The 25,526-nt window shown below is 71.0% G+C and carries 25 protein-coding genes, 1 tRNA gene and 1 pseudogene; 15 read left to right on the top strand and 12 right to left on the bottom strand.

The features are described 5' to 3' along the window. The first annotated feature begins 8 nt into the window (after positions 1–8). The 7 genes from JQN72_RS02820 to JQN72_RS02790 all read left to right on the top strand — a co-directional run bounded on the left by JQN72_RS02820 (position 9) and on the right by JQN72_RS02790 (position 6,489). Positions 9–1,031, top strand: coding sequence for an ABC transporter substrate-binding protein (locus JQN72_RS02820; protein ID WP_204133635.1), 1,023 nt, complete (start codon positions 9–11; stop codon positions 1,029–1,031). 421 nt (positions 1,032–1,452) lie between these two features. Further along, positions 1,453–2,151: a substrate-binding domain-containing protein gene (locus JQN72_RS02815; RefSeq protein WP_204133634.1), complete on the top strand. Its 699-nt coding sequence runs from the start codon at positions 1,453–1,455 to the stop codon at positions 2,149–2,151. Between the two features lie 82 nt (positions 2,152–2,233). Continuing rightward, on the top strand, positions 2,234–3,022 hold the full coding sequence (locus JQN72_RS02810) for a hypothetical protein (protein WP_204133633.1): 789 nt from the start codon (positions 2,234–2,236) through the stop codon (positions 3,020–3,022). A gap of 68 nt (positions 3,023–3,090) precedes the next feature. Beyond that, positions 3,091–3,810: a DUF4190 domain-containing protein gene (locus JQN72_RS02805; protein ID WP_204133632.1), complete on the top strand. Its 720-nt coding sequence runs from the start codon at positions 3,091–3,093 to the stop codon at positions 3,808–3,810. An 88-nt stretch (positions 3,811–3,898) separates the two neighbouring features. Next, positions 3,899–4,480 carry an antibiotic biosynthesis monooxygenase gene (locus JQN72_RS02800; RefSeq protein ID WP_204133631.1) on the top strand — a complete coding sequence of 194 codons (582 nt, stop codon included), beginning with the start codon at positions 3,899–3,901 and terminating at the stop codon, positions 4,478–4,480. A 250-nt stretch (positions 4,481–4,730) separates the two neighbouring features. Beyond that, positions 4,731–5,237, top strand: a complete 507-nt coding sequence (locus JQN72_RS02795) for a helix-turn-helix domain-containing protein (RefSeq protein WP_307812380.1) — start codon at positions 4,731–4,733, stop codon at positions 5,235–5,237. After that, the gene (locus JQN72_RS02790) at positions 5,230–6,489 is read left to right on the top strand and encodes a HipA domain-containing protein (RefSeq protein ID WP_204133630.1); all 1,260 of its coding nucleotides are present in this window, start codon (positions 5,230–5,232) and stop codon (positions 6,487–6,489) included. The genes JQN72_RS02795 and JQN72_RS02790 overlap by 8 nt, the downstream gene beginning before the upstream one ends. Before the next feature lie 75 nt (positions 6,490–6,564). On the opposite strand, the gene JQN72_RS02785 is transcribed toward JQN72_RS02790, so the two are convergent. Both JQN72_RS02785 and JQN72_RS02780 read right to left on the bottom strand, forming a co-directional pair. After that, positions 6,565–9,099: a polynucleotide kinase-phosphatase gene (locus tag JQN72_RS02785; RefSeq protein ID WP_204133629.1), complete on the bottom strand. Its 2,535-nt coding sequence runs from the start codon at positions 9,097–9,099 to the stop codon at positions 6,565–6,567. Then, complete coding sequence (locus JQN72_RS02780) at positions 9,092–10,519, bottom strand: 3' terminal RNA ribose 2'-O-methyltransferase Hen1 (protein ID WP_307812379.1); 1,428 nt, start codon at positions 10,517–10,519, stop codon at positions 9,092–9,094. Before JQN72_RS02780 ends, JQN72_RS02785 begins: the two co-directional genes overlap by 8 nt. 104 nt (positions 10,520–10,623) lie before the next feature. On the opposite strand from JQN72_RS02780, the gene JQN72_RS02775 reads away from it, so the two are divergent. The 3 genes and pseudogenes from JQN72_RS02775 (at position 10,624) to JQN72_RS02765 (ending at position 12,165) form a co-directional block, all read left to right on the top strand. After that, positions 10,624–11,523, top strand: a complete 900-nt coding sequence (locus tag JQN72_RS02775; protein ID WP_204133628.1) for a DNA polymerase beta superfamily protein — start codon at positions 10,624–10,626, stop codon at positions 11,521–11,523. Next, a pseudogene (locus tag JQN72_RS19025) lies at positions 11,448–11,957 on the top strand (transposase); the annotation flags it as partial. The gene JQN72_RS02775 and the pseudogene JQN72_RS19025, both read left to right, overlap by 76 nt. A gap of 55 nt (positions 11,958–12,012) precedes the next feature. Continuing rightward, positions 12,013–12,165 (top strand): hypothetical protein, encoded by a 153-nt coding sequence (locus tag JQN72_RS02765; RefSeq protein WP_204133627.1) that lies wholly within the window; start codon positions 12,013–12,015, stop codon positions 12,163–12,165. Positions 12,166–12,307: 142 nt separating this feature from the next. On the opposite strand, the gene JQN72_RS18155 is transcribed toward JQN72_RS02765, so the two are convergent. The 8 genes from JQN72_RS18155 to JQN72_RS02725 form a co-directional block, all read right to left on the bottom strand. Next, on the bottom strand, positions 12,308–12,958 hold the full coding sequence (locus JQN72_RS18155; RefSeq protein ID WP_239099992.1) for a Fic family protein: 651 nt from the start codon (positions 12,956–12,958) through the stop codon (positions 12,308–12,310). A gap of 944 nt (positions 12,959–13,902) precedes the next feature. Then, positions 13,903–14,067: a hypothetical protein gene (locus JQN72_RS02755; RefSeq protein WP_204133626.1), complete on the bottom strand. Its 165-nt coding sequence runs from the start codon at positions 14,065–14,067 to the stop codon at positions 13,903–13,905. A 214-nt stretch (positions 14,068–14,281) separates the two neighbouring features. Continuing rightward, positions 14,282–15,064, bottom strand: coding sequence for a winged helix-turn-helix domain-containing protein (locus JQN72_RS02750; RefSeq protein WP_204133625.1), 783 nt, complete (start codon positions 15,062–15,064; stop codon positions 14,282–14,284). A gap of 200 nt (positions 15,065–15,264) precedes the next feature. Next, a tRNA-Thr gene (locus JQN72_RS02745) sits at positions 15,265–15,340 on the bottom strand. Positions 15,341–15,422: 82 nt separating this feature from the next. Next, positions 15,423–16,508 (bottom strand): LCP family protein, encoded by a 1,086-nt coding sequence (locus JQN72_RS02740; protein WP_204133624.1) that lies wholly within the window; start codon positions 16,506–16,508, stop codon positions 15,423–15,425. Between the two features lie 77 nt (positions 16,509–16,585). Next, on the bottom strand, positions 16,586–18,049 hold the full coding sequence (locus tag JQN72_RS02735; RefSeq protein ID WP_204133623.1) for a threonine/serine exporter ThrE family protein: 1,464 nt from the start codon (positions 18,047–18,049) through the stop codon (positions 16,586–16,588). A 116-nt stretch (positions 18,050–18,165) separates the two neighbouring features. Next, a complete protein-coding gene (locus JQN72_RS02730) occupies positions 18,166–19,875 on the bottom strand; it encodes a serine/threonine-protein kinase (RefSeq protein WP_204133622.1) in 1,710 nt (569 codons plus the stop codon). A gap of 55 nt (positions 19,876–19,930) precedes the next feature. Further along, complete coding sequence (locus JQN72_RS02725; protein ID WP_204133621.1) at positions 19,931–20,359, bottom strand: CBS domain-containing protein; 429 nt, start codon at positions 20,357–20,359, stop codon at positions 19,931–19,933. A 194-nt stretch (positions 20,360–20,553) separates the two neighbouring features. Between JQN72_RS02725 and JQN72_RS02720 the strand changes: the two genes are divergently transcribed. From JQN72_RS02720 to JQN72_RS02700, 5 genes are all read left to right on the top strand, one after another. Continuing rightward, complete coding sequence (locus JQN72_RS02720) at positions 20,554–21,651, top strand: ABC transporter ATP-binding protein (protein WP_204133620.1); 1,098 nt, start codon at positions 20,554–20,556, stop codon at positions 21,649–21,651. Between the two features lie 92 nt (positions 21,652–21,743). Further along, positions 21,744–22,991, top strand: a complete 1,248-nt coding sequence (locus JQN72_RS02715) for a DUF4032 domain-containing protein (RefSeq protein WP_204133619.1) — start codon at positions 21,744–21,746, stop codon at positions 22,989–22,991. Positions 22,992–23,086: 95 nt separating this feature from the next. Further along, positions 23,087–23,527, top strand: a complete 441-nt coding sequence (locus tag JQN72_RS02710; RefSeq protein WP_204133618.1) for a DUF4190 domain-containing protein — start codon at positions 23,087–23,089, stop codon at positions 23,525–23,527. Positions 23,528–23,529: 2 nt separating this feature from the next. Then, a complete protein-coding gene (locus tag JQN72_RS02705) occupies positions 23,530–23,952 on the top strand; it encodes a DUF2752 domain-containing protein (RefSeq protein WP_307812377.1) in 423 nt (140 codons plus the stop codon). Between the two features lie 38 nt (positions 23,953–23,990). Continuing rightward, positions 23,991–24,641 (top strand): RDD family protein, encoded by a 651-nt coding sequence (locus tag JQN72_RS02700; protein WP_204133617.1) that lies wholly within the window; start codon positions 23,991–23,993, stop codon positions 24,639–24,641. Between the two features lie 18 nt (positions 24,642–24,659). Here the strand turns inward: JQN72_RS02700 and JQN72_RS02695 are convergent, their stop codons facing one another. Together JQN72_RS02695 and JQN72_RS02690 are read right to left on the bottom strand one after the other, a co-directional pair. Further along, positions 24,660–25,100 carry a DUF2752 domain-containing protein gene (locus JQN72_RS02695; protein ID WP_204133616.1) on the bottom strand — a complete coding sequence of 147 codons (441 nt, stop codon included), beginning with the start codon at positions 25,098–25,100 and terminating at the stop codon, positions 24,660–24,662. Between the two features lie 7 nt (positions 25,101–25,107). Next, complete coding sequence (locus tag JQN72_RS02690; RefSeq protein ID WP_204133615.1) at positions 25,108–25,479, bottom strand: DUF4190 domain-containing protein; 372 nt, start codon at positions 25,477–25,479, stop codon at positions 25,108–25,110. Between the last annotated feature and the right edge of the window lie 47 nt (positions 25,480–25,526).

Here is a 25,526-nt window from a genome sequence, read left to right as displayed (position 1 = left end):
GAACACCAATGGCCTTGTCCCTGAACACCTCCGCGCGCTTCTCCCGGCGCGCCGGGCTCGCCGCCGTCGGCGCCACCGCGGCGCTCGTCCTGGCCGCCTGCGGCTCGAGCGACGGATCCCTCGGCGGGTCCTCCGGCTCGCCGAGCGCCAGCGACGGAGCAGGCGGCGAGACGACGACCGTCACGGTCGGCGTCATCCCGATCATCGACGTCGCACCGATCTACCTCGGCGTCGAGAAGGGCTTCTTCTCGGAGCAGGGGCTCGACGTCCAGCTCGAGCTCGCCCAGGGCGGCGCGGCCATCGTGCCCGGCGTCGCGAGCAGCCAGTACCAGTTCGGCTTCAGCAACACCACCTCGCTGCTCCTCGCCACGGACAAGGGTCTCCCGATCAAGGTCGTGGCCTCCGGCAACCAGGCCGCCCAGGACGCGAACGCGGACTTCGGCGGCATCGTCGTCAAGGACGGCAGCGACATCCAGAGCGCGAAGGACCTCGCGGGCAAGAAGGTCGGAGTCAACACGCTCAACAACATCATGACGACGACGATCAACGAGCTCGTCCGCAAGGACGGCGGCGACCCGGCGGGCATCACCTATGTCGAGCTGCCCTTCCCGGAGATGGCACCGGCCGTCGCCAAGGGCGACATCGACGCCGGCCAGGTCGTCGAGCCCTTCCTGACGATCGCCAAGGGCGAGAAGCTGCGCAGCATCGGCTCCAACCTCGCGGGCGTCGACCCGGGCATGCAGGTCGCGCTGTACTTCACCTCGCAGAGCTACATGCAGGGGAACGGCGAGACGGTCGAGAAGTTCCGCACCGCGATCAACACCTCCCTCGACTACGCCCAGTCGCACGAGGACGAGGTCCGCGCGGTGCTCTCCACCTACACCCAGCTGGACGAGAAGCAGCAGCAGGCCGTGGTCCTGCCGCAGTGGTCGGCCCAGATCGACTCCGACTCGGTCAAGCTCCTCTCCGACCTCGGGAAGAAGGACGGCCTGTTCGAGAACGACGCCGACCTGGCGCAGCTCCTTCCGTGAGACACCGGTCCGCCCTGCTCCCGCGTTCGGCGTGGAGCAGGGCGGACCGGCACGTCCGGGCCCTCCAGGGGCGCGGTGGAAGGGGGACGGGGACCGGTTCGACGGACCAGCACGATGGTCGGGACACGGGGGAAAAGAAGGTACAGTTGGGAGTGTTCCGTGCCCGTGCCTGACAACGTTGTCATCGGAGACAGCGCACCGTCGCGGGGCACCGACGGCCGGCGAGAAGTGTCCAGCCGTCGTCCGGCAGGGAACGGTCTCGTTCCCCCATGACAGGGACGCATCATCGGTGTCGTTCTCCGCGGGGGCGGACCACACGGAAGTCACCGGCTCATCGAGGCGCTGGGACGGCGGCGACTCCGGCATCGACGGGATGTCGGCGGCCACCCCCTGAAGCACCGACGACCCACAGGAGAAAGCGATGAGCACCGGACTGCGCGGGATGACCACGCGTGCGACGGAGCGCCTACTGGCGGACCTGTCCTTCGAGCTCGAGCGCCGTGTCGGCACAGCGCTGGAGGTGGTGTCGGACGCCCATGTCGAGATCGCCCGGCGGGTCCGCGCCGCCGAGGTGGCGGACCTGGTGGTCCTCTCCGCGGACACCGTCGCGGCGCTCGATGCGGAGGGCTTCCTCGTCCCCGGGTCGATCCGTCCGCTCTTCGAGTCACCGGTGGTGGTCGGCGTCTCGGCGTCCATCCCGAAGCCGCCGCTGGCCTCGGAGGAGGACCTCATCCGGCTGCTCCTGGCGGCGCGCGCCATCGCCATCTCCACGGGCCCGAGCGGTGCGGCGCTGATGGCCCTCATCGAGATGTGGGGCCTGGGCCCCGAGCTCAACCAGCGCATCATCCAGACCTCCACCGGCTCCCCCGTGGCCGGTCTGGTCGCCTCCGGCCAGGCGGACGTCGGCATCCAGCAGCGCAGCGAGCTCGCGGGCGTGCCCGGGGTGAGCGTCGTCGGACCTCTCCCGGGCAACGCGGCGGTGACGACGACCTTCAGCGGGGCCGCCCTGCGCACCTCCCCCGACCCGTTCGCGGCGATGAACGCGCTGACCTTCCTCGCCCTGCCCGCGGTCGCCGACTACATCGAACAGCACGGCATGCACCAGGCCTCCGCCTGGTAGACGACCTCGACGACCACCTTCGAGGGCCGGTCGTCCGACGCGAACTCGCCTCGTTGGCCTCCGGCTGGCTACTGTCGGGTCGATGAGCGCCCGATCGACCTCCGTCACGTGCTCCGTGTGCGGTGCTGCGGTCCATCCGTCCGACCCTGCGTGCCCCGCGTGCGGCGCCGACCTCGCGCCGACCGCCGCGTACGCCCCCGGGGCCGCCCGGGCCGAGGACGACGCCTGGCGGTCCTCCGCCGCGGACCACGAGCCGACGATGATGCTCGACGAGTTCCTCCCCCTCGAGTCCGACCCCCGGGAGGCCGACCCCCGCGGCGGGTGGGTCGATGCCGGACCAGCAGCGGCGGCTCCTCCCAGGGACGCTCCCCCCTCGCGCCGGCGCCGCGACGGCGGGCTCTGGGGCGCCCTCGTGGTCATCCTCGTCGTCGCGCTCGTGCTGGCCGGCGTGGTCTGGTTCCTCGGCACGGGCGGCGGTGACGAGCCGGAGGTCGCCGCCACCGGGACCCCGGCGCCGTCGTCCGGGACCACCGCATCCCCCGACGAGTCCACGCCGGAGTCACCGTCCTCGTCGCCGGAGGAGTCGCCGTCGGAGTCCGGGGAGCCCCGGGAGGTCGTCAAGGCCGAGGGCGCGACCCGCTGCGAGGAGGTCGAGGGCGGGGCCGTGGCGTGGAGCGGCAACGACGTCACCTCCTGCCCCTTCGCGGTCTCCACCGCCGAAGCCCTGCGCGATGCCGCCCCCGAGCTACCCGCCGGCATCACCGCGTACTCGTCGGTGACCGACCAGGACTACGAGATGCAGTGCGAGAACACCCGGCCGGTCGAGTGCCGCGGCGGGGAGGACGCCCTGGTCTACGTCGAGCTGCCGTAGCGGGCGGCCGCGCACCGGGATGCCCGATCGCCCGCGGCGTCCGCACGACGCCCCGTACGCTTGACCGCATGGACCATCCGGGGGGCCGAGAGCCGTCGTCGTACCCGCCCGCGCCCGGCCTGCCGACGCCACCCCCCGGGTACCCGCCGCACCCGGCCTGGCCCGCACCGCCCGGGCAGCCGATGGTCGTCCGTCCACCCGGCACCAACGGCTTCGCGATCACCTCCCTCGTCCTGGGTCTCCTCGGGGCCGTGCTGTTCTCCGTCGGCTTCGGGATCGCGGCCCTCTCGCAGGTCAGGCGCACCGGCCAGGCGGGGCGGGGGATGGCCGTCGCCGGTCTGTGCCTGTCCGGGGCGTGGGTCCTGGCCTTGGTCGGGGCGGTCGCGTTCGCCGTGCTGTCCTCGGCCACCCGGGGTGACGACGGCGCGGTCGTGTCGTCCGGGCAGGTGTCGGCGAGGGACCTGCACGTGGGGGACTGCTTCGAGGAGATCACGGAACGGAGCACGATCTACTCGCTGCCCGCCGTGCCGTGCAGCGAGCCGCACCAGGCCGAGGTCTTCGCCACGTTCGACCTCGAGCCCGGCCCCTTCCCCGGCGACGACCGCCTCGACACCCTGGCGACGCGCGGCTGCACGGAGCGCTTCGAGACGAGCGCGCTCGGGTCGACCACGAGCGACGAGTTCGACCTCTACTACCTGTACCCACTGCGGCAGAACTGGCGGGAGGGCGACCGGGAGATCGTGTGCATCGCACTCTCGCTGCCCGGGCCGGAGTCGGCACCCGTGTGACGTCGGCGACGCCCCTCGCGGGGGACGCAGCGTACCCGCGAGGTGAGCCGGTGCCGGGCGTCCCGCGGCCTGCGGGATCATGGAGGCCATGACCGGACCCGTCACCGTCTCCGTGACCCGCCACCTCGACCCTGGCCACGAGCCCGAGATGACCAGCTGGGTGCAGGCCGGAACGGCCCTCGCGCAGCGCTTCCCAGGCTTCCTCGGCGCCGGATGGGTGCGTCCCGGCCCGGACTCCGGGACATGGCACATGCTCTACCGTTTCGCCGACGCGGACTCGCTCGCCCGGTGGGAGGCCTCGCAGCAGCGGGCTTGGTGGCGCGACTCGGCCGCAGGGCTCGGGGTGGTCGAGTCTCGCGTCGAACGGCGCACCGGCATCGAGGGCTGGTTCGACGAGCCCGCGCTGCGCGACGTCGACGACCTTCGTCCCCAGCCGGTGGCGCCCCCTCGCTGGAAGCAGGCGGTGACCATCTTCCTCGTGTTCTTCCCGCTCAGCCTGCTCGTCAACTGGCTCGTCCCGCACGTGGGCCTGGACACGCTGCCGCTCGTGCCCCGGGTCCTCGTGACGATCCTCGTCATGACGCCGACGATGACCTACCTCGCCCTGCCGTGGGTCACCCGCCGGATGTCCTGGTTCCTTCAGGGCGAGCCCCCGCCCTGGCGCCGGTGACGTCGGCTCGTCCCGACGAGCCGTCCCGGTCACCCTCGGCGCGCAGGGCGAGCCCGACGAAGACGTAGAGCACGCGCAGCACCGCGTCCAGCCTCCGGGCGAGGCTTCACTTCGCGTTGGATGCCGGGGCCGGACCGTCTTCGATCGAGCATTCACCAAGCGACCTCGTTCGCAGACATAGCATCCTTGCCTTCGTTCGAGGTCCGTGGAAATATGACTTCGAACGAAGATATACTGCAAGGTGGTGACCGTGGCAACACTGATCAACGACTGGACCAAGCTCGGCGCCATCGTGCGCAGTTCCCGCCGCCGACAAGGACTGAGCCAGGCCGATCTCGCTGAGCGCGCGGGCGTCTCTCGATCGTGGCTGACCCGCCTCGAAGGTGGTCACCGCGGTGCCGAGCTCGAACCATTGTTCCGGCTGCTCAGCGCCTTGGGCATGACCCTTCTCCTCGACGAGCCATCACCGGCACAGGACGGCGGTGAGTCATCGCGACCGTCGGGGTCCGACGCAGGTGAGCCGGCCACGAAGCACACACCCAAGCGGGCGAAACGGCAGGCCACAACCACCCCGAAGACGATCCCGCTCAAGCGCCTCCCCCGCCCCCGTCACGACGCCACCCCCGTCGAGCTCGCACTGGAGCGGCAGATCGACGCTGCCTTGGTGCGCCGAAAGGGCTGGCTCCTGGCGGCCGAGAATCCCACCACTGAAGGCCATCCTCTCGACCACGGCTCCCCTGAAGGCGGCGATGGCTGACGACCTGCTCGTGTTGCTGTACGGGCAGGTCGTCGCCCGCCTGCAGCAACAACCGCATCAATCCCCCACACTGCAGTATCTGCCCGACTACGTTCGTCAAGGCTCGGTCGCGCTCTCTGCCCGGTTGCCGCTTCAAGGCGAGGCGTACGCCCCTGAACGCGCCCTGCCGTTCCTTGCCGGGCTGCTCCCGGAGAGTCGGGGTGCCCGCGAGCGCTGGGCGCGTCAGCTGGGTACAGACGAGGACGACATCTTTGCAGTCCTCGCGGAGATGGGCTGGGACTGCCCCGGCGCAGTCCAGTTCTGCCGCCCGGACCAGCTCGACCTGCTCACCGGACGAGACACGCGCTACGAGCGACTCACCGACGCCGACATCGAAGAGCGCTTGACTCACCTGGCCGAGGACCCGGTGTCGTGGACGATGCCCGACGAGCATTGGTCCTTGGGCGGCCAGCAGGAGAAGTTCGCCCTCGCCCGCATCGATGATGCGTGGCACAGCGCGCACGGTGCTGGCGCCACCACGCACATCGTCAAACCGGGCATCCGCGACCTGCACCAGCAGGCCCTCGTCGAGCACGCCACCATGGCCGCAGCCCGCATGCTCGGCGTCGACGTCGCCCCCACGCACTACCAGCGCTTCGGAGACCGATGGGCCATCGTCATCGAACGGTTCGATCGCGCCGTTGCGGCCGACGGGTCGATCGTCCGAATCCACCAGGAGGACTTCTGCCAAGCGCTGGGCCGCATGCCTGAGCGAAAGTACGAGGACAAAGGCGGGCCTACCCTCGAGGACATGGTGCGCACCGTCCGACAGCAGTCTTCCCAGGTCGGGGACGACCTGCTGGCACTGGCGGACTTCCTCGTCATCAACGTGGTGTCCGGCGCCCCTGACGGGCACTCGAAGAACCTGTCGATCCTTCGCGGCCCGCACGGCAACCTCATCGCGCCCCTGTACGACCTGGCGACTGCGCTCGTCTATGACACCGGCCGCGTGGAGCGCAAGGTGGCGCTGTCGGTGGGTGGACAACGGTTGTTCACTCGGATCTACGCCAAGCAATGGGGCCGGGCCGCACGCATCCTCGCTCTTCCAGCCGACCTACTGCGCGCACGTGTGCACCAGCTCGCCAGCGGCTTCCCCGCGGCCTACGACCGCGCCCTGCATGACCTCGGCGACGCACCTGGTGTGGACGAGGTGCGTGACCGCTCCGTCGGCGAGGTGTCCGCCCATTGCGATCGGATCATCGCCCGGCTGTGACGCGCGACCCCTGGACCGTAGATTCGCCGACCTCGCCCACACCCACCGGGATCGAGACCCTCGTCAGGCCCGGCCTCACAGCCGGGGGTCGACGGGCTCGGACTCCAACGCCAGGACGGCGAACACGGCTTGATGGACCTTCCACAGGGGCTCGTTCTGGACGAAGGCCGACAGGGCGTCGAGCCCGAGCCCGTGTTCGCGCAAGGCCAGCTGTCGCTTCTTGCCGAGGTGGCGGCCTCGCAGCACGTCGAGGGAGTCCGTGTAGTCGGGTCCGTAGATGATGCGCAGGTACTCCGGTCCTCGGACCTTCGCTCCCGGCTGGACCCTGCCGTCGACGAGGTGGGCCGGCTTGACCACCATGCCTTCACCGCCGGCCGCAGTGAGGTCGAGCCACCACCGGGTCGCGGCGTCACGGTCCGCCGGGGAGGCGAGGTCGACGTAGCGGTGCCGTGTTGCCGTGATGAGATCGCCCTCGAGGCGGGCCAGCGTGCTCAGGTGCCACTCGTGGGACTCGGTGACGGCGAGCGCGCGCCCCTCGGCGGCGAGGACCTGGAACGGTGCGAGGGTGACTCCCTCGAAGCCGTCGGTCGGACGGACGTAGGCGGCGTACGCGTCACGGAACGCATGCGCGTTGTCGAGCCGCCGTCGGGTCCGGTCGGTGAAGTCCGCGACGTCGAGCCCTCGCGCAGCAGCCTGCTCGAGCACGGTGAGCGCCTCCGGTAGGGCTGCGCGTGCCGCGGCACCGACAGAGGCGTACTGCGAACGGATGAGCGCGAGTGCCTTGGCGGACCACGGGAGCAGCTCGCAGTCCAGAGCCAGCCAGTCGGTGTCGAGCGACTCGAACAGCGGCCCTGCCGCGGAGCGGAGCCCGTCCACGAGCGGGGCCGTGTCGGGGAAGAAGGAGCGTCCGGTGCGGGTGTAGACCACGCCGGATGAGCCGTCGGTGACACCGAAGCGTCGCGCAGCGGCCTCGGCGTCGCGGGCGATGACCGCCACGGCACGCGAGCCCATGTGCTTCTCCTCGCACACCACTCGGGTCACACCCCAGCGGGAGTACTCCTCGAATGCCTGCTCGGGGTGCTCGAGGAAGCCCTCGCGCGTGGAGGTGGCGACCGGCGACATGGTCGGCGGGAGGTAGATCAGCCAGCGCGGGTCGACGGCGAAACGGCTCATCACCTCCAGGGCCGCGGCGGCGTTCTCCTCCGGGATCTTCACCTTCCCGGCGTGTCTGGTCTCCATCCATCGCGTCCCGGTGACGTCTCCGATCTCGAGCGTGGCGGCATCGCGCTCGGGGGTGGCCGGCGCGAGCGGTCGCACCGGCTCGTACCACTGCTGCTGGGCCGGGACCGAGACGAGCTCGCGCTCGGGGTACCGCAGCGCCGTGAGCGAGCCACCGAAGACCACGCCGGTGTCCAGGCAGATGGTGTTGTTGACCCATTCCGCGGTCGGGACGGGCGTGTGGCCGTAGACGACCACGGCCTGGCCCCGGTACTCCCGCGCCCACGGGTAGCGCACCGGCAGCCCGTACTCGTCGGTCTCACCGGTGGTGTCGCCGTACAGGGCGAAGGAGCGGACCCTCCCCGAGGTGCGCCCGTGGTAGGCCTCCTTGAGCCCGGCGTGGGCGATGACGAGCTTGCCGTCGTCGAGGACGTAGTGGCTGATGAGTCCGTCCATGAACGCCAGCGCGTCGGCCCGGAACTCGTCCGCCTCCGGCTCGAGCTGGGCCAGGGACTCGGCCAGCCCGTGTGACACCTTGACGCGGGCGCCCTTGAGTGCGCGGACGAGCTTCGCCTCGTGGTTGCCGCTGACGCACAGCGCGGACCCCGTGGCCACCATGCCCATCACCAGTCGCAGGACGCCGGGAGTATCCGGGCCCCGGTCGACGAGGTCACCGACGAAGAGAGCCTGCCGCCCCTGCGGATGCGAGGCCCCGACGGCGCGGCCGGCGTCGTCGAGGTCGAGCTGCCATCCGAGGTCGACGAGCAGCGAACGGAGCTCGGACGCACAGCCGTGGACGTCGCCGATGACGTCGAACGGGCCGTGCAGGTCGGTGCGGTCGTTCCACGGACGCTCGCGGACGATCTCGACGGCCTCGACCTGGTCGGTGCCGCGGAGAGTGTGGACGCGTCGGAAACCCTCCTTACCCAGCCGCCCCTGCGAACGACGCAGGTCACGGCGCTGGCGCGTGATGACGTGGTCGCCGAAGTCCCGGTCGGGCCGCTGCCGGTTGCGGTCCACCGCAACGGCCTCGGGCACGTCGATGACGATGGCGTCCACGAGGACATCGTGGCTCTTCGCCAGCTTGACGAGGGAGGCCCGCGCCGCCGGTTGCACGTTCGTCGCGTCGACGACGGTCAGCAGGCCGCGACGCAGGCGGGTGCCCACGATGTAGTGGAGGACGTCGAAAGCGTCAGGAGTGGCGGACTGGTCGTTCTCGTCGTCGGCGACGAGCCCACGACAGAAGTCGCTGGAGATCACCTCAGTGGGCTTGAAGTGCGTCCGGGCGAACGTGGACTTTCCACTCCCGGACACCCCGACGAGCACGACGAGCCCCCGGGCAGGAACCGTGACCTGGATCGTCGGGCCCGGCCGGGTACCGGCCTCAGTCATCGCTCGTCTCCCCTCGGGTGAAGATCGCCATCTGGGTCGGGCTGCCCACCTCCGGGTCGTCCTCGCCGATCCCGCGCAGGACGACGGTGTAGCCGTGCGCGTCGCAGACGGTCTCGGCCCAGCCGGCGAACTCGGCGCGGGTCCACTCGAAGCGGTGGTCGGGATGCCGCATCCCCGTCAGCCCCTCGTACCGGACGTTGTACTCGGCGTTCGGGGTGGTCACGACGACGGCCGCGGGACGGGCAGCGGAGAACACGACCCGCTCCAGCGCCGCCAGCCGGGGCGGGTCGACATGCTCGACGACCTCCATGAGCACTGCCGCGTCGTAGCCGGCGAACCGCGCGTCTTCGTAGGTCAGTGCGCCCTGGAACAGAGTGACGCGCTCCGCCTGGCGTTCGCTCATCCGCTCCAGCCGCAAGCGACGGGCGGCCAGCTGCAGGGACCGGGTCGACACGTCGCACCCCGAGACCCTGGTGAAGGCCGGGGTCCGGACCAGCCGGTCGAGGAACTGGCCGGGGCCGCACCCGAGGTCGATGACCGAGCCCGCTCCCAGCTCGAGCAGCGCCGCGAGGACCGCGTCGTGCCGCGCGGTGTTCAGCGGAACCCTCCTCTCCTCCGGCTGCAGCGCCTCCTCCTCAGCCTTGGGTTCGAGGGCCTCCTCGACGTCGTCGCCGAGCTCTGCCAGGCGAGCCAGGGCCGCCCTGGCCAGCCCCCCACCTCGGCCGAGGTAGCGCCGGGTGATCAGGGTCGCCTCCGGGTGCGTCGCCAGCCACCCTTCGCCCGAGCGCAGCAGCTTGTCGACCTCGTCCGGTCCCTGCCAGTAGTGCTTGGACTCGTCGAGCACGGGCAGCAGCACGTGCAGCTGGCTCAGTGCGTCCGAGAGGCGGGTCAACCCTGACAGCCGCAGCCGCAGGTAACGCGAGTCACCCCACTCCGGGAACCCGTCGTCCAGGGCGATCGTCTCGACCTCCACCAACCACCCGAGCGGCTCGAAGAGCCTCCTGGCGACGTCCTCGCCTCCGCGGCACGGAAGCACCGGCAGAGCGATCTCCAGCGGTATCGCCGAGTCCGCGAGCTCCTGCCGGGAGGCGCACCGCCCTGCGCGGGCCGTGCTGAACACGTCCGCCATGGCGACACCCAGCAGTGAGGACGCGGCGTACGAACGGTCGTTCACGTACTGCCCGAGGCTGAAGTCCGGGCTTTTCCTGCCCCGCGAACGGGCCAGCCGCACCGGGTCGACCTCCAGCAGCAACGCTGCCGTGCATCGCTCGGGCGTAGCTTCCGGGTAGAGCACGGTCGCCGTCCCGAACGACTGGGAGAACTGCTGGACCCGGTCCGGGTGCTTGTGCAACAGGTAGCCCAGGTCCGTCGCCGGCTGGTGGGTGGTCGTCACCGTCATGAGCACCGGCACAGTGTGCACGAGTCGACATCGTCGATCGAGTGGATTCGTGTTCTGGCTGCTCGTGTTGGCGCTCCCTGGAAAGTCCGTCGTAGCCGGGTCGGTCAGGACGTAGCGTTCCGCGCATGACGCCGGCATCCGTAATCGAGGGCGACCGAACCCTGCCTCCGGGCTTCGCCCACCCGCACGCGTCCGAAGAGGCCAGGGCGATCGCCGAAGAGGGAATGATCTTGCGCGTCCAGGTCGGCTCGGGGGTGCACGGCACCTCGATCAGCGGCCAGGACGACCGCGACGAGATGGGCATCTGCCTCGAGCCGGCCCGCTTCGTGACCGGGCTGGCCCGCGTCCCGCGCGGGACCGGCCACGGCGACGCCGAGGTCGGGTTCGAGCAGTACCAGCGGCACACGGTGTGGGACCGGCCCGGCGGGCTTGCCAACCGGTCCGGCGCTGGGGACCTCGATGTCGTCGTCTACTCGGCGAGGAAGTGGTGCCGGCTGGCTCTGGGAGGGAACCCCACGGTCCTGCTCGCGCTGTTCGTCCCGGACGAGGAGGTGGTCTTCCGCAACCACGCCGGAGCAGAGCTGGTCGACAACTCCCACCGCTTCGTCTCCCGGCTGGCCGCCGCCCGTTTCCTCGGGTACCTCCGGTCGCAGCGAGCGGCGATGACGGGGCAGGTGGGAGCCCACACCAACCGCCCCGAGCTGGTCGCCGAGCACGGCTACGACACGAAGTTCGCGATGCACGCCCTTCGACTCGGCATCCAAGGCGTCGAGCTCCTGACCACGGGGCGCATCACCCTGCCTGTTCCGGAGCCGGGCCGCGAGTACCTGCGACGCGTGCGCCATGGGGAGGTCGAGCTGGACGAGGTGGTCGCCAAGGTCGACGAGGCCGAGTCCAGGCTGACTCTCCTGCAGGGCTCCGCTGACGTGCCACCTCATCCTGATCGGGAATGGGTGGACAGGTGGCTGCACCGCAGCCACCTGTCCTACTGGGCCGCGGAGGCCGGCACCGGCGAGCCTGGCTGAGGTCGTGCATCCGGCGCCTGCAACAGCGTCAGCGAGGCTCGCGGCGGCCAACGGAGAGAGCTGGCGACCGTCGGTCGCCCAGTCGACTAGTGCGGATCACACGCTCGCGGCCCGGACGATCCGGCGCCGCGCCGCGAATGCGCTCGACAACCTGGGAAGGGCGCCCGTCATGGCGGGCTGGCGTTCTTGCGACTTGCCTCAGGTCCAGGACAGCGTTTCGTGCGACCAGGCCTTGCCATCGGCATCGCCGGAGAGCGCGGGGTCGACGAGGCGCTTCGCGAGATGGGGGACCCCCGAACCGTAGAGCATCGACGATGAGGATCGAGATGCAAGAGATCAGGAAGAAGTACGATCGGGAGTTCCGTGAGGGAGCGGTTCGGATCGTCGAGGAGACCGGGAAGCCGATCGCGCAGGTCGCGCGTGACCTCGGCGTGAACGAGGGCACCTTGGGCAACTGGGTGGCCCGTGCCGAGGAGGCACGAGAGGGCCGTGACGGGCTGTCGAAGCACCCGCGCCGCGCAGGCCGTCGTGCTCGAGTGGCGCTACGGCTTCCACAACCACGAACGCCGACACGGCTCGGCAGGCATGATGAGTCCCATCAACTACGAGAACACCGCGACCCCCGACCGGGAAGCCGCATAGCCAAGCCCTCCACGATTCGGGGGGAACCACAGGTCAGACGCGACCTCCTCCATACCGTGTCGATGAGTTCTCCGCCCCTGGTGCTCAGGACGAGCCGCGGCGACCAGCTCGCTGGGAGTAGCGGTCGAGAACCTCTAGCACGTCAGGGGCGCGCCAAGTCCGGTTTCGGGTCTTGTAGTCGGTGTGCGCCACCAAGATTCCTCGCTCTACAAGGGCGTCGATGTGGCGGTGCTCGTTCTTGTCGATGCCCAGGATGTCGCGAACCATGGGCGCGGACACGACCGGGGCGCGGAGCAGTGCGGCCGTCAGCCTGCGGCTGGCCGCGTCTCGGCGGATGCCGGTCAGCTGGTCCTCCCAGCGGGCGACGACGTCGGCGAGGTCGGAGACCAGGTGCCTCCCGTTGTCGGCGCCAACGAGGGCAGCGCGCGAGACGGTGGCGATGATCGGCTCGTGCTCGCCTGCGCGGAAGGCGGTCAGTCAGTGCGTCGTAGTACCCGTCGGTATCGGTCAGCAGCCCCGCGCTGATCGGTACCGAGACGTGTTGAGAAACGCCCTTTGCCCGCAGCATCGCATGAAGGAGGGCGCGGCCTGTGCGCCCGTTGCCATCGACGAAAGGGTGGATGGTCTCGAACTGCGCGTGGGTGATCGCGGCCTGTGCGAGTGCCGGCAGGTCGTCACGGGAAACGAAGTCGACGAGGTCGTCGATGGCTGCCGGGACGCGCCCCGCGACCGGGGGAACGACGTCGCGCGGTGCGGCACCTGAGCCCCCAGCCCCCGTGGACCGCCGATCCATACCTGGTCGACGCGCCACCGCCCAGCGACCTCGGGGTCGCTCGGGGAGATCAGCACGTCATGCATGGCCAAGATCGCGCCGGCGTCGAGACGGTCGGAGAGCTCCAGGGCGGCCGTCATGGCGCGCACGTTGGCGATGATCATCTGGGCGTGCTCGCTGCCGGCGCTTCCCGCCTCGGCCTCGGCGATCTCGCGAGCAGAAGCCGACAACTGCTCGATCTGCGAGCTGGCCGCGGACTCCGTTCGCAGCAGCACAGCCGCGAAAGGAGCGATCTCGTGCCCCATCTCGGCATCGAATGCGCGCACCTCGGAGGCGGCCTCCTCGGCGAGGGCAGCCACCTCACCGGAGGTGCGGATGTCCAGTACAGCGATAGCCGGCGGGACCGCCGCTCGGTACGGTCGGCCGATCCAGGCACGGTCCTGCCGGGGCATCCCCGAGACCGGGTCGACGTCCCAGACAACCTCCTCATACCCCACGGGCGGCCAAGGCCTCTCGATGTTCACAGTGGACTCGTCGTTACCGGGCGCCGTCATCGAACCACCCTGCGCGCCACCGGGCGGGGCCGACTGAGTATCTGAGACCACCCGAGAGGCATACCCTCATTTATCTCAATAGATGAGGGTATGCGCCTCTGGGCACCTCACGCATCGCCGGGTCGACGCATTCGTCGATGAGAAGCGCCGGTCCCGGCCGACCAAGCCGGACACCGGGCCCGGCGCGGCCCCCACGGCGGCAGACCACCCGCGTTCGACACCGAGCACGACAAAGACCGGCACGCCGTCGAATGCGGCTTCAACCACCTCAACACCACCGCGAATTCGCCACCAGATACGACAAGCTCGCCATCCGCTACGCCGCGACCGTCCACATCGCCAGCATCGACCACTGGCTGCGACGACTTTCATCACAGGTCCTGGCACTGCACGAAGCGCCACCCCCGACGCTCACCACGGCTGCAGGTGAGGTAGTAGGCGCTGCATCGCGGCGACGATCTCCTTGGCCTTCGGGAGGTCCTCGGCGATGTCCTCCGCGCTGAGTTCTGGCGTGTCCAGTCGCGGGTAGTCGGCGTCGTTGCGAGTTCTCCGGAGCCGGCCGAACGGTCGCACCACGGCGCCGCTGCGACCCAGCTGCGCGGTTACCGCCTCCTGGACCGCGATGTGCCCTCCCTTGCCGGGTCGGCCTCCGCGACGAGCTCGGCGGATCGGAGATGTCGCTCGGCCTCGGCCAGCAAGCGCGCCGCGTTCTCCGGCGACGGGGCGACCTGCTCGAGGTCGCCGGCCGTGACCATCGCCTCGAGGTCCTCTCGCCCGGTAGCCCAGCGGGTCATCGGCCCTCACCGCCGATCAGGGCAACCATCGGCCGGGACGTCACGGTCGCCTTGAACGGATCTGCGTCGGCGGCGTCCCAGGCCGAGGGGCGCACCCGGCGCATGTTGACCTCGCGACCGAGCCGCTGCCCCGCCGACTGGGCTACCTCGTCGAGGACGTCGAGGTCCGCAGACCCCACCACGAGGACGTCGATGTCCCCGGGGACCGGCCCTGGCTGCTGGGCGTAGCGAGCCGCCCACGACCCGTAGATCCATGACTCACGCACGCCGGGTACGTCGGCCAGGAGCTCGCGCAGCACCGGCACCGGGCCGAACGTCACGGCCATCAAGCCGGCCAACGGCCCGAACACCGGGTTCGCCGTATCGGCGCTGACCAGCCGCTGGTTCCCACGCCGTTCCTCACGGATCAACCCTGCCTCCGCCAAGCGGTCGACCTCTCTCATGACCGTCGGCCCCGATACGCCGACCGCCCGCCCGATCTCCGTCAGCGAGAACTGCTCTTCCGGGTGGAGCAGGATCCACGCGATGATGTCCCCCTGCGTGCGCGAGCGCAGCAGCGGCAGCAGCACCGCCGAGCCTTCTTTCATGAAATGAATCATAACATCGTTCTCATGAAAGATCCGACGGTGCCACTTGATCGAGGCAGAGGCCCTCATGGCGGCCAGGCAACCGGAAGTCGGGGGCGGACAGAGGCGATCAGCGAGGGCGTGTCCCAACCGTCTCATCGTCAGCTGCACCTGACCGGTGCCGGTTCCCGCACGCAGGTCCGTGCCGCCCACGTGCGATCGGGTGCCACCTGCTGGCGACCCACGAGTGCCACTCGCAGACAGCGACCCCTCCTGCGATCCGCCACCCGACCCGGCATCGTCGCTGGTCAACGGAGGTATCGGGGCTGTAACACGCACGCAGCGCACCTGTTTGTGGGACAGTTGTCCCCGCCATGAGGCCGAAGCGCAATTCGGCTGCGCCACCGCGCAATTGGAGCTGGCGGGGGGACTCGAACCCCCAACCACCTGTTTACAAGACAGGTGCGCTACCGATTGCGCCACGCCAGCGAACCGCCGAGCGGCGGACGGCCACACACTCTACGCGGCGGCGCCGGCGGCGTCCGGCCACCCGGGACGACTGCCCGACGCGTCAGAGACGACCGTCGCGGAACTTCCTGAAGTTCGCCTTGGAGTCCGCGTCGAGGACCACGATGGACTGCCCGTCGGACGACGTGCCGAAACCGCCCTTGGCGACCTCGTGGCCCACCTTGCCGGGGTCGAGCTTGTAGAACGACGCGACGAAGGTCAGCACGTCCTCGGCGGACATGTCCGACTCGGCGTTCTTCGAGACGAGGGTCATCTCCTTCGCCAGGATGTCGACACCGGAGATCCGCGCCGCGACCGCTGCCTGGAGCAGCATGTCGCCCTGGTTGTACGACCGCCCGAAGTCGCCGTCGGGCAGCGACTTGCGCTCCCGGACGTACCGCAGCGCGGTCTTGGCGTCCAGGGTGCGCTTGCCCTTCTTGATCGTCTGCTTCTTGAGGAAGACGAGGGTCTTGGCGATGTCCATCGGGACGCCGTCGTTGCCCTTGACGATGGCCTTGAAGCCCTTGAACCCGGTGACGACGTACCCCTCGATCGGCAGGCCCGTCACCTCCTTCACGCTGGATACCTGGCCCTTGCCGCCACCGAACGCGAACGCGGCGTTGAGCTTCGCCTTGCCCCCGCCCGGCATCGGCGCCCAGATGTCCCGGGCAAGGCCCATCACGCCACCGCCGCCCTTGCCGTCGACGCCGATGATCTGGAGGGTGTCACCGCGGGTGCCCTCGAGCGACTCGTCCGAGCGGGCGTCCGAGCCGATGACGAGGACGAAACGCGGCCCCTTGCCGAGCTGCGGCTCCTTGTCCAGCGACGGCCACCAGCCACCGACGACCTTCCACGTCGGCCCGACGGCCAGGGTCACGTCGTCCCCGGAGGTGACGACCGCGACCTTCTCCTTCTTCCACGTGCCGAGGTGCGCCTCGGCCGTGATGCCCGTCTTGCCCTCGTAGACCTCGGCCACCGCGGCGGTGAGCTGCTCGTCGGCCCCCTCGACGACGACGTCCGGCGTGGGGGTCTGCGTCGGGGTGGCGGACGCGCTGGTCGCGGCGACGGTGGACGCGGGCTCGGGGTCTCCGGAGCAGCCGGCCGCGAGGGCGAGGACGACGATGAGTGCGGCGACGGCACGGGTACGCATGGCACCAGAGGGTAGGCGGAACCCGAGCCGGGAGCGGAACCGACACCTGGGGCGGTTCTCAGGGTCCGCGCCCGGGATCACGGGCCGGAGCGACCCGACAGGTCCTGCGCACCGCGCATCTGGCTGTCCCACGGGGACGCGACGAACTCGCCGAGCACGGTGCCCGTCGCGATCGCGAGGAGGACCGCCCCCGCGCTGAGCAGCGTCGTGATCCCCGACTGGACGGTGAGCACACCCGCCTGCGAGCCCTGGCCGACCATCTCGTAGAGGCCCCGGAAGATCGTCAGACCGGGCAGCAGGCCGAACGACGCCGGCACGACGAGGACCAGCGGCGGCGCGTCCATCCGCTGCGACACGAGCCGACCGATCACCCCGACGACGACCGCCGCGAGCCCGGTGGCGGTGATGACGCCGATGCCCACCCCGCGGGTGAGGAACGCGACGCCGGCCACCCCGACGACCGTCAGGACACCCGTGGGGACGACGAGCATCCTCCGGCTCTGCACCGTGAGGGACGCCGCGAGCCCGACGACGAGCGAGGCGACGAGCCCCGGGACGAGCGGCGCCTCGCTGACCCGAAGGTCGAGCACGTCCGGGGACACGAAGGACGTCTCGAGCCGCGAGGTGACCTCGACCATCACGCCCAGACCCGCGGCGATGCCGATGACGAGACCGGTGAGGGACAGGAAGACCGCGAGCAGCCGCCCCGCGCCGGTCAGCGGGTAACCGAAGATGACGTCCTCGATCGCCGAGGCCATCGTCCGCCCCGGCAGCATCGCGACGATCCCGCCGGCCACGACGAACGCGAAGTCGGTCCGGCTCAGCTCGATCACGCCCATCGCGCCGAGGGCGTACCCCACCCCGGCGAGCAGCGTGGCGACGAAGGCGTTGATCGCGTTGCCGTAGAACTCCGGCAGGTCGACCTTCGCGTGCAGCCGCCCGACGAACGAGACGAGGAGCACGACGACGACGGTCACGAACGCCGCGACCGGGCCCGCCCCGATGATGACCGCGACGGCGGACGCCAGCACCGCGTTGGCCCCCGCGACGACCCAGACCGGGAAGTTGCGCGGATGCCGCTCGATCTCGCCGAGCCGCACCGCCGCCTGCTCGGTGGTGACGTCCCCCTCGACGAGCGAGTGGACCAGCCGGTGCACGGCGGTGAGCCGCGCGTAGTCGAACCGGGTGTGCCGGACCACCTTGAGCAGGGTGTGGACCCGCCCGTCACTGCTCGTCGCCTGGAGGAAGATCGACTGCATCGTGATGTCGAGCTCGACCCGGTGCACACCTGCGGCGGCGGCCACCGCGGCGATCGCGCCCTCCACGTGCGGCGCGCCCGCCCCGGAGCGCAGCATGAGCTCGCCGACCCGCACCGCGAGGTCGAGCCCCACGCGCACGTGCTCGTCCGCCCCGGCCTGCTCCGGGATGCGGGTGTGCCGGAACGGCGTGCGACGCAGGAGGTCCAGCATCGGCATCGGCTCGGTGGGCACGTCCCCTCGGATGACCCGCTGCCGCTTCGGCTTCGGCGTCACCTGGTCCATGTCGTCGTGCGGCTCCTGGCTCGGCCCGGCGGGGCGCCGGGGTGGCTTTCGGGGGACGGGCCGGCGGGTAGCGCGGCCCGCTCGGGCCTTGCGGTCCGGCGAGGGCTGCGGGTCGCTCACGGCGCGGGGACCAACCCGTCGACCCAGGACGGGGCCTCCTGCAGCGGCACCCACGACGGTTCGCCCCGGCTCACGGTGAGCGCCACGAGCACGGCCGCCGCGAGCAGCAGGCCGATGACGACGACCTGCCGCGCCGTGGGGTTCCGGGTGACGCCGCGGACCAGGCTGCGGCTGCCGCGGCGCAGGCTGGCCCCGCCAGGACCCCACCACGCCGTGAGCGCGGTGAACACCCCGGCCGCGACCAGCGGCACGACGCCGTCCGCGCTCGTCTCCCGACCGGTCCCCTGGCCGACGACGAGCGTCGCCGCGAACATCGCGCAGACCCCGACGAGCAGGGGCAGGACGAGGGTGATGAGCGTCCCGACGAGCCCGACGACGAGATGCCACGGGCTCGCGACCACGGCGACGGCGACGTCACTGCCCCGCTGCCCCCGCTCGTGCCGGCGCATGACGAGCGAGGTGACGGAGCGGTCCGAGGTGCGGGCGACGACCATCCAGACACCGAGGAGCAGGAGCCCGACGAGCGGTGCGGCCACGGTGACCCCCGCGAGGAGGGCCAGCAGGGCGAGCAGCGTCCCGGACCGGGTCGGCATCCCGATGCGGGGGTCGACGACCCGGCCGGAGAGGTCGTCGTCCTCTCCGAGGCGCTGGTGCGGCGGCCCCGGGTACCCCGCACCGCTCGGGGGTGGCGGTGGTGGCAGCTCGGCGCGAGGGGGCTCCGCGCGGGGTGACGGGGGGGCCGGCGGCGGGGCGCTCGGAGCCGCGGCGGGCGTCCCGACCGGCAGGACGGCGGTCCCGGTGGCCGGCAGCGCCTCCGTGCTGTCCCGCACCCGCCGGACGGTGATGGCCTCCGTGGCCGGGGCACCGTGCGCGTAGCTCTCGAGCGCCCGGACGACCTCGGCCTGGTGCGGCCGCTCCCCCGGCTCCGGCGAGAGCGCGGCGTAGAGGAGCGGCTCGATCCTCGGGTCGACGGCGACGAGGTCGGGCTCGCCGGTGGCCACCCGGGCCAGGACCGCGTTCATCGAGCCACGCCCGAACGGCGGGGTGCCCGATGCCGCGAAGGCGGTCGTCGCGGCCCATCCCCACCAGTCCGTCGCCGGGCTGACGTCCTCCCCGCTCACGACCTCCGGGGCGAGGTAGCCGGGCGTGCCCATGACGAGCCCGGCCGAGGTGAGCCGGACGTCGTCGACCGCGTGCGCGATGCCGAAGTCGATGAGCACCGGGTCGCCGTCGACGAGGAGGACGTTGCCGGGCTTGACGTCGCGGTGCACCACCCCGGCCGAGTGGATGGCGTCGAGCGCCTCGGCCAGGCCGGCCGCGACCCCGTGCAGCGCGTCCGGCGCGAGCGGCCCGCGCTCCTCGACGAAGTCGTCCAGGGAGGGCCCGTCGACGAACCGGGTGACGACGTACGGGGTCTCGCCGTCGACGTCGGCGTCCATGACCGGCGCGACGCGCGGCGAGTCGATCCGGGAGAGCGTCGCGACCTCGCGGGCCAGCCGGGCGCGGGCGTGCGGGTCCTGGGCGACGTGCGCGCGGAGGACCTTGAGCGCGTACGCACGGCCGTGCCGGTCGAGCGCGAGGTGGACCACGCCCATCCCGCCCTCGCCGAGCCGCTGGACCAACCGGTACGGCCCGAGCATGCGCTGCTCGGGTCCGTCGTCGGCGTGTCCGGGCACGTGGTCGCCGACCGGGGCGTCCGCGGTCATGGAACCACGGTAGGGGCTGAGACTGGGTGGACGCTGAAGGCCCTCCGGCGAGGGCCTAGTGCGAGATGTAGTCGCGCAGCTGGTCGCGCTCGGCCTGCAGGGTGTCGATCCGGAACTTGACGATGTCGCCGATGCTCACGATCGCCGCGAGCGCGCCCTCGGAGAGCACGGGCACGTGCCGGATGCGGCGGTCGGTCATCCGCGCCGCCATGTCCTCGAGGTCGTCGTCGGGGGTGCAGGTGTGGACGTCGGACGTCATGATCTGCCGGACGGGGGCGTCGAGCAGGGCCGCACCGTCGGTCTCCAGGTGCCGGACGATGTCGCGCTCGCTGACGATGCCGTCGAGCCCCGTCCCGTCGTCGCTCACGACGACCGCACCGATCTTGTGCTCCGACAGGAGGGAGAGCAGCTCGGTGACGGTGGCGTCCGACGACACCGTGACGACCTCCCCGCCCTTGCGCTTGACGACGTCCGCGATCCTCATGGGCCAACGGTAGGGCGGTGCGCCCCGACGCGCCAGAGGTGGACCACGGTGTCACGAGGTGCGGACGCCCCTCCCGGGCACGTCCGGGCGTCGGGCATACTGAGCGGCACCGCGTGCACCGAGTCAGGCGGGAGCACCACCTTTACAACGGATCGTCCGGCACGTTCCTGCCGGTGAAGGAAGGCAATGACGCCATGGCAACTGTGAAGTTCGACGAGGCCACCCGCATCTACCCGGGCGGGGAGACGCCGGCGGTCGACTCCCTGGACATCGACATCGCGGACGGCGAGTTCCTCGTCCTCGTGGGTCCCTCCGGATGCGGCAAGTCCACCTCGCTGCGGATGCTCGCCGGCCTCGAGGAGGTCAACGGCGGCAAGATCTGGATCGGCGACCGCGATGTCACCGACCTGTCCCCCAAGGACCGCGACGTCGCGATGGTCTTCCAGAACTACGCGCTGTACCCGCACATGTCCGTCGCCGACAACATGGGCTTCGCGCTCAAGATCGCCGGCGTCGACAAGAGCGAGATCCGCAAGCGCGTCGAGGAGGCCGCGAACATCCTCGACCTCACCCAGTACCTCGAGCGCAAGCCGAAGGCCCTCTCCGGTGGCCAGCGCCAGCGCGTCGCGATGGGCCGGGCGATCGTCCGCTCCCCGCAGGTGTTCCTCATGGACGAGCCGCTGTCGAACCTCGACGCCAAGCTCCGGGTCCAGACCCGCACCCAGATCGCCTCGCTGCAGCGCCGCCTCGGCGTCACGACCGTGTACGTCACGCACGACCAGGTCGAGGCCATGACCATGGGCGACCGCATCGCCCTCCTCAAGGACGGCATCCTCCAGCAGTGCGCCACGCCCCGCGAGATGTACGACAAGCCGGCGAACCTCTTCGTCGCGGGCTTTATCGGCTCGCCGGCGATGAACCTCGTCGCCGTCCCGGCCACGTCCGACGGCGCGAAGTTCGGCAACCACACCGTGAAGATCCCCCGTGAGGGTGGCGCGGGTGGCTCCCACGTCGTCGTCGGCGTCCGTCCCGAGGACGTCGAGCTCACGACGAACAACGACGGCCTCGAGCTGACCGTCGACGTCATCGAGGAGCTCGGCGCGGACGCGTACATCTACGGCACGCCCACCGACAGCAAGATCACCCTCGAGGGCGGCGACGACAACCTCGCGAAGCCGTTCATCGCCCGTGTCGACGGCCGCAAGGTCCCCGAGAAGGGCTCGACCGTCTACGTCTACCCCAAGGGCGAGCACCTCCACGTCTTCGACAAGGACTCCGGCCAGCGCCTCTGAGGCACCCCCGCCGCACGACCCCGCGACGCCCCGGACGAGCCACGCTCGCCGGGGCGTCGCCCGTTGCCGGGCACCTGCGGGAGGATGGACCCATGGCGCTCGAGCTCACCGCCGCACGGCCCGACCCGGCTCTCCTCGACCTCCCCTGGCGCATCCCCCTCGAAGAGTGGCCGGAAGACCTCCTTGCGGCGCTCCCACGCGGGATCTCCCGGCACGTCGTCCGCTTCGTCCGGCTCTCCGGGCGGGTGCTCGCGATCAAGGAGATCAAGGACGACATCGCCCGGCGCGAGTACGAGATGCTCCGCAACCTGCGCCGGCTCGCCCTGCCCGCGGTCGAGCCGTTCGCCGTCGTCAGCGGGCGGGTCGGCACCGACGGCGAGCCGCTCGACGCCTGCCTCGTGACCCGGCACCTACAGTTCTCGCTGCCGTACCGGGCGCTCTACTCGCAGTCCCTGCGCAAGGGCACCGCGACCCGTCTCATCGACGCCCTTGCCGTGCTCCTCGTCCGCCTGCACCTGACCGGTTTCTGGTGGGGCGACGTGTCGCTGTCGAACACGCTCTTCCGCCGCGACGCCGGCTCCTTCGCCGCCTACCTCGTGGACGCCGAGACCGGAGAGCTGCGCAGCCGGCTGAGCGACGGCCAGCGCGAGCACGACCTCGAGATCGCCCGCGTCAACATCGCCGGCGAGCTCATGGACCTCGACGCCGGCGGCCTGCTCCAGGAGGAGCGCGACCCCATCGCCATCAGCGAGCGCATCGTCACGCGCTACCGCGAGCTGTGGGCCGAGCTCACCGGCTCCGAGCTCATCGACGACACCGAGCGCTGGCGGGTCGACGACCGCATCCGTCGGCTCAACAAGCTCGGCTTCGACGTCGACGAGCTCGAGATCATGACGGACGTCGACGGTGCGTCGCTGCGGATCCAGCCGAAGGTCGTCGACTCCGGTCACCACTCTCGCCGGCTGCTGCGGCTCACCGGGCTGGACGTGCGCGAGAACCAGGCTCGCCGGCTGCTCAACGACCTCGAGGTCTTCTCGGCGGCCACCGACCGCCAGGGGGAGGACGAGGAGATCGTCGCCCACGACTGGCTCGCCAAGGTCTACGAGCCGGTGACCCGCGGCGTGCCCCGCGAGCTCCTCGCCAAGCTCGAGCCCGCCGAGGTCTTCCACGAGGTCCTCGAGCACCGCTGGTACCTGGCCGAGCGCGCACAGCACGACATCCCGATCACCGACGCGCTCGCCGACTACGTCGCCAAGGTGCTGCCGAAGAAGCCGGACGAGCGCTCCGTCCTCGGTGTCGACACCGAGGAGCTGCCCGTGGTCGCCGACACCGGTCCGTAGAGCCTGCTGGCCGTGCCCTCGAACACCCGGAGATGACCGCGGCTCTTGGCTAGGGTGTGCGCACCCGGACGCCAACCCGCCGACACGGAGGATCCATGAGCAGCAGCGCACCGCCCCCACCACCGCCGCCTCCCGGCAGCGGTTTCCCGCCGCCCGAGCCCGAGGAGAACGGCCCCGGCGGTACGGGAGGAACCGGCGGCTACGGCGCCCCACCGCCCGCCGCCCCCTACGGAGGTGGCGTGGTTGCCGCTCCGGGCAACAACACGAAAGCCGTCGCCGCGCTCGTCACCGGCATCGCCGGCATCGTCTTCGCCATCTGCTGCTCCGCCCTGGGACTCGTGCTCGGCATCGTCGGTGCCGTCCTCGGGTACCTCGCCGGCCAGGAGATCTCCCGGAGCAACGGCACCCAGGGCGGGGCCGGGATGGCGAAGGCCGGTCTCATCACGAGTGTCGTGGCCATCGTCCTCGCCGTCATCCTCATGATCGTCGGTGCGGCGCTCGGCGTCAGCGACGCCTTCGAGAACATGGCGCCCTGAGGGTGACGACCACTGCGCTGCACCCCGGCGGCCTCTCACCGCGGCTGTGGTGGGCCGCCGCCGGCGCGTCCGGCGCGGGCGCGCTCGCGTGGATCGCCACCCACGACCCCCACGAGGCAGGTCATTACCCGGGATGTTTCCTGCTCGCCACGACCGGGCTGTACTGCCCCGCGTGCGGCGGGACCCGTGCGACGTACGACCTCCTGCACGGCGACCTGGCGGGGGCGTTCGCCCGCCATCCCCTCGTCCCGGTCCTGGTCGTCGTCGCGGCCGCGCTCCTCGCTCTCCGGCTGGTCCGGCGATGGCGGCCGTCCCTGCCGGCCCCGGCCTACCCGGTCTGGTTCCCGGTGGCCATCGCACTGGTGGCCCTGGTGTTCGGCGTCCTGCGTAACGTGCCCGGCTGGACCTGGCTGTCACCCGCCTGACCGCTCGCACCATCGACCCGCACGAGGACGGACGCACCATGAGCCACCCACCCGAGCCACCGCGGCCGCCCGAGGGGACGCCGCCCCCAACGCCCTACCCGGGTGCCGCCCCACAGCACAACCCCTACGGAGGCATTCCGCAGCAGAACCCGTACGGGGCCGCCCCCGCTCCACCGCAGGCCGGCTACGCGCCGCCTGTCGGCTCGCTCGGCTACGTCGAGGCGAACTTCGGCCCGGTGGCACAGTTCGGCGACCGCGTGCTCGCGCTGCTCATCGACTCCGCGATCCAGCTCATCGGCCTGGTCCCGATGTTCGTCGGCGCCGGCCTGCTGGGGGTCGGAGCCCCGAGCGACCCGTACGAGGAGGTCAACACGCCGCTCGCCGTGGCCGGGCTCGTCCTCATGCTCGTCGGCGTCCTGGCGATGGTTGCGATCGGTCTGTGGAACCGGGTGTTCCGGATGGGCCGGACCGGGCGCAGCATCGGCAAGGAGAAGATGGGGCTCATCCTCGTCGACGCCCGGAGCGGACAACCGATCGGCGCCGGGACGTGCTTCCTGCGCGAGCTCATGTCCTCGATCATCAACCAGGTCTTCTACCTGAGCTACCTCTGGATGCTCTGGGACCCCAACCGGGTGACCCTGGCGGACATGGTGGTGACCTCGACGGTCGTCAAGCGCCCGGTGAGCTGAGTCGGCGCCGCCGCGCGGTCAGCCGGGTGCGAGCAGGGTCCATCCCGGGACGTTGCGGGCCACGGTGAAGACGACGAACGAGATGCCCAGGGCCGCGGGCATCCACGTGGGCGGGTCCCAGTGCAGTGTCCGGCCCTGCCAACGCGCGCGGACCCAGACGACGAAGAGGACGACCACCCCGATGTAGAGCGGGATGGCCAAGGGGTTCATCGCGACCGCGCCGGCGATGTCGAGGTGGGCGAGGTCGTGGGTCGCGCGCAGCATGCCGCAGCCGGGGCAGTAGATGCCGCCGATGGCGAGGGTGGGGCACAGCGGGTAGTGGCCGGGCTGGTTGGGGTCCACCGCCCACACGTAGGTGGTGCCGGCCGCGACCGCCGTGGCGATGCCCGCCGGGAGCAGGAGGCGACGGCCCCGGGACGTGTCGTCCACGAGGGCCGCCGCCTCCTCCACCTGCGTCATGGCGATGTCAGAGCGAGCTGCCGCTCGCGTCGCCCGAGACGGCGGCGAGACCGCCCAGGAAGAGGAACCAGATGATGCCCAGCACGAGGAAGACGATGCCGATGATGCCGAGGATCCGGCCGATCTGGACGATCTGGCGGTTGCTGTAGGCGCTGGGGTTGGCGTCGATCTCCTTGAGCGCGTTGTTGCCCATGACCAGTGCCACGATGCCGAGCGGCGAGCAGCAGACGACGGACAGGATGCCGAGCACCAGAATCGTGATGCCCTTGGGGTGGTCGACCGGACCACCTGTGCCACCTGCCGGCGGCGGGGGGGCCGCGTAGCCGCCGGAGCCGTCACCCGGGGGCGGGGGCGGGGGCGTCGATCCGTAGTCAGACATGGTCTCCCTCTTTCAGTCTCCTGAGGGCTCATTCTGCCCCCTGCCGG

It is taken from the genome of Phycicoccus sp. CSK15P-2, assembly GCF_016888005.1.
Lineage (GTDB): Bacteria > Actinomycetota > Actinomycetes > Actinomycetales > Dermatophilaceae > Phycicoccus.
The sequence above is the reverse complement of the archived record's forward strand: the minus strand, read 5'-3'. Positions and strand labels throughout refer to the sequence as shown.

Bases quoted from the DNA above. Each gene is read 5' to 3' on its own strand.
- JQN72_RS02730 (WP_204133622.1), bottom strand. From the start codon at position 19,875: ATGACCGCGGACGCCCCGGTCGGCGACCACGTGCCCGGACACGCCGAC.
- JQN72_RS02690 (WP_204133615.1), bottom strand. From the start codon at position 25,479: ATGTCTGACTACGGATCGACGCCCCCGCCCCCGCCCCCGGGTGACGGC.
- JQN72_RS02785 (WP_204133629.1), bottom strand. From the start codon at position 9,099: ATGACTGAGGCCGGTACCCGGCCGGGCCCGACGATCCAGGTCACGGTT.
- JQN72_RS02735 (WP_204133623.1), bottom strand. From the start codon at position 18,049: ATGGACCAGGTGACGCCGAAGCCGAAGCGGCAGCGGGTCATCCGAGGG.
- JQN72_RS02790 (WP_204133630.1), top strand. From the start codon at position 5,230: ATGGCTGACGACCTGCTCGTGTTGCTGTACGGGCAGGTCGTCGCCCGC.
- JQN72_RS02820 (WP_204133635.1), top strand. From the start codon at position 9: ATGGCCTTGTCCCTGAACACCTCCGCGCGCTTCTCCCGGCGCGCCGGG.
- JQN72_RS02775 (WP_204133628.1), top strand. From the start codon at position 10,624: ATGACGCCGGCATCCGTAATCGAGGGCGACCGAACCCTGCCTCCGGGC.
- JQN72_RS02725 (WP_204133621.1), bottom strand. From the start codon at position 20,359: ATGAGGATCGCGGACGTCGTCAAGCGCAAGGGCGGGGAGGTCGTCACG.
- JQN72_RS02710 (WP_204133618.1), top strand. From the start codon at position 23,087: ATGAGCAGCAGCGCACCGCCCCCACCACCGCCGCCTCCCGGCAGCGGT.
- JQN72_RS02805 (WP_204133632.1), top strand. From the start codon at position 3,091: ATGGACCATCCGGGGGGCCGAGAGCCGTCGTCGTACCCGCCCGCGCCC.
- JQN72_RS02810 (WP_204133633.1), top strand. From the start codon at position 2,234: ATGAGCGCCCGATCGACCTCCGTCACGTGCTCCGTGTGCGGTGCTGCG.
- JQN72_RS02740 (WP_204133624.1), bottom strand. From the start codon at position 16,508: ATGCGTACCCGTGCCGTCGCCGCACTCATCGTCGTCCTCGCCCTCGCG.
- JQN72_RS02715 (WP_204133619.1), top strand. From the start codon at position 21,744: ATGGCGCTCGAGCTCACCGCCGCACGGCCCGACCCGGCTCTCCTCGAC.
- JQN72_RS18155 (WP_239099992.1), bottom strand. From the start codon at position 12,958: ATGGATCGGCGGTCCACGGGGGCTGGGGGCTCAGGTGCCGCACCGCGC.
- JQN72_RS02695 (WP_204133616.1), bottom strand. From the start codon at position 25,100: ATGACGCAGGTGGAGGAGGCGGCGGCCCTCGTGGACGACACGTCCCGG.
- JQN72_RS02815 (WP_204133634.1), top strand. From the start codon at position 1,453: ATGAGCACCGGACTGCGCGGGATGACCACGCGTGCGACGGAGCGCCTA.
- JQN72_RS02700 (WP_204133617.1), top strand. From the start codon at position 23,991: ATGAGCCACCCACCCGAGCCACCGCGGCCGCCCGAGGGGACGCCGCCC.
- JQN72_RS02800 (WP_204133631.1), top strand. From the start codon at position 3,899: ATGACCGGACCCGTCACCGTCTCCGTGACCCGCCACCTCGACCCTGGC.
- JQN72_RS02720 (WP_204133620.1), top strand. From the start codon at position 20,554: ATGGCAACTGTGAAGTTCGACGAGGCCACCCGCATCTACCCGGGCGGG.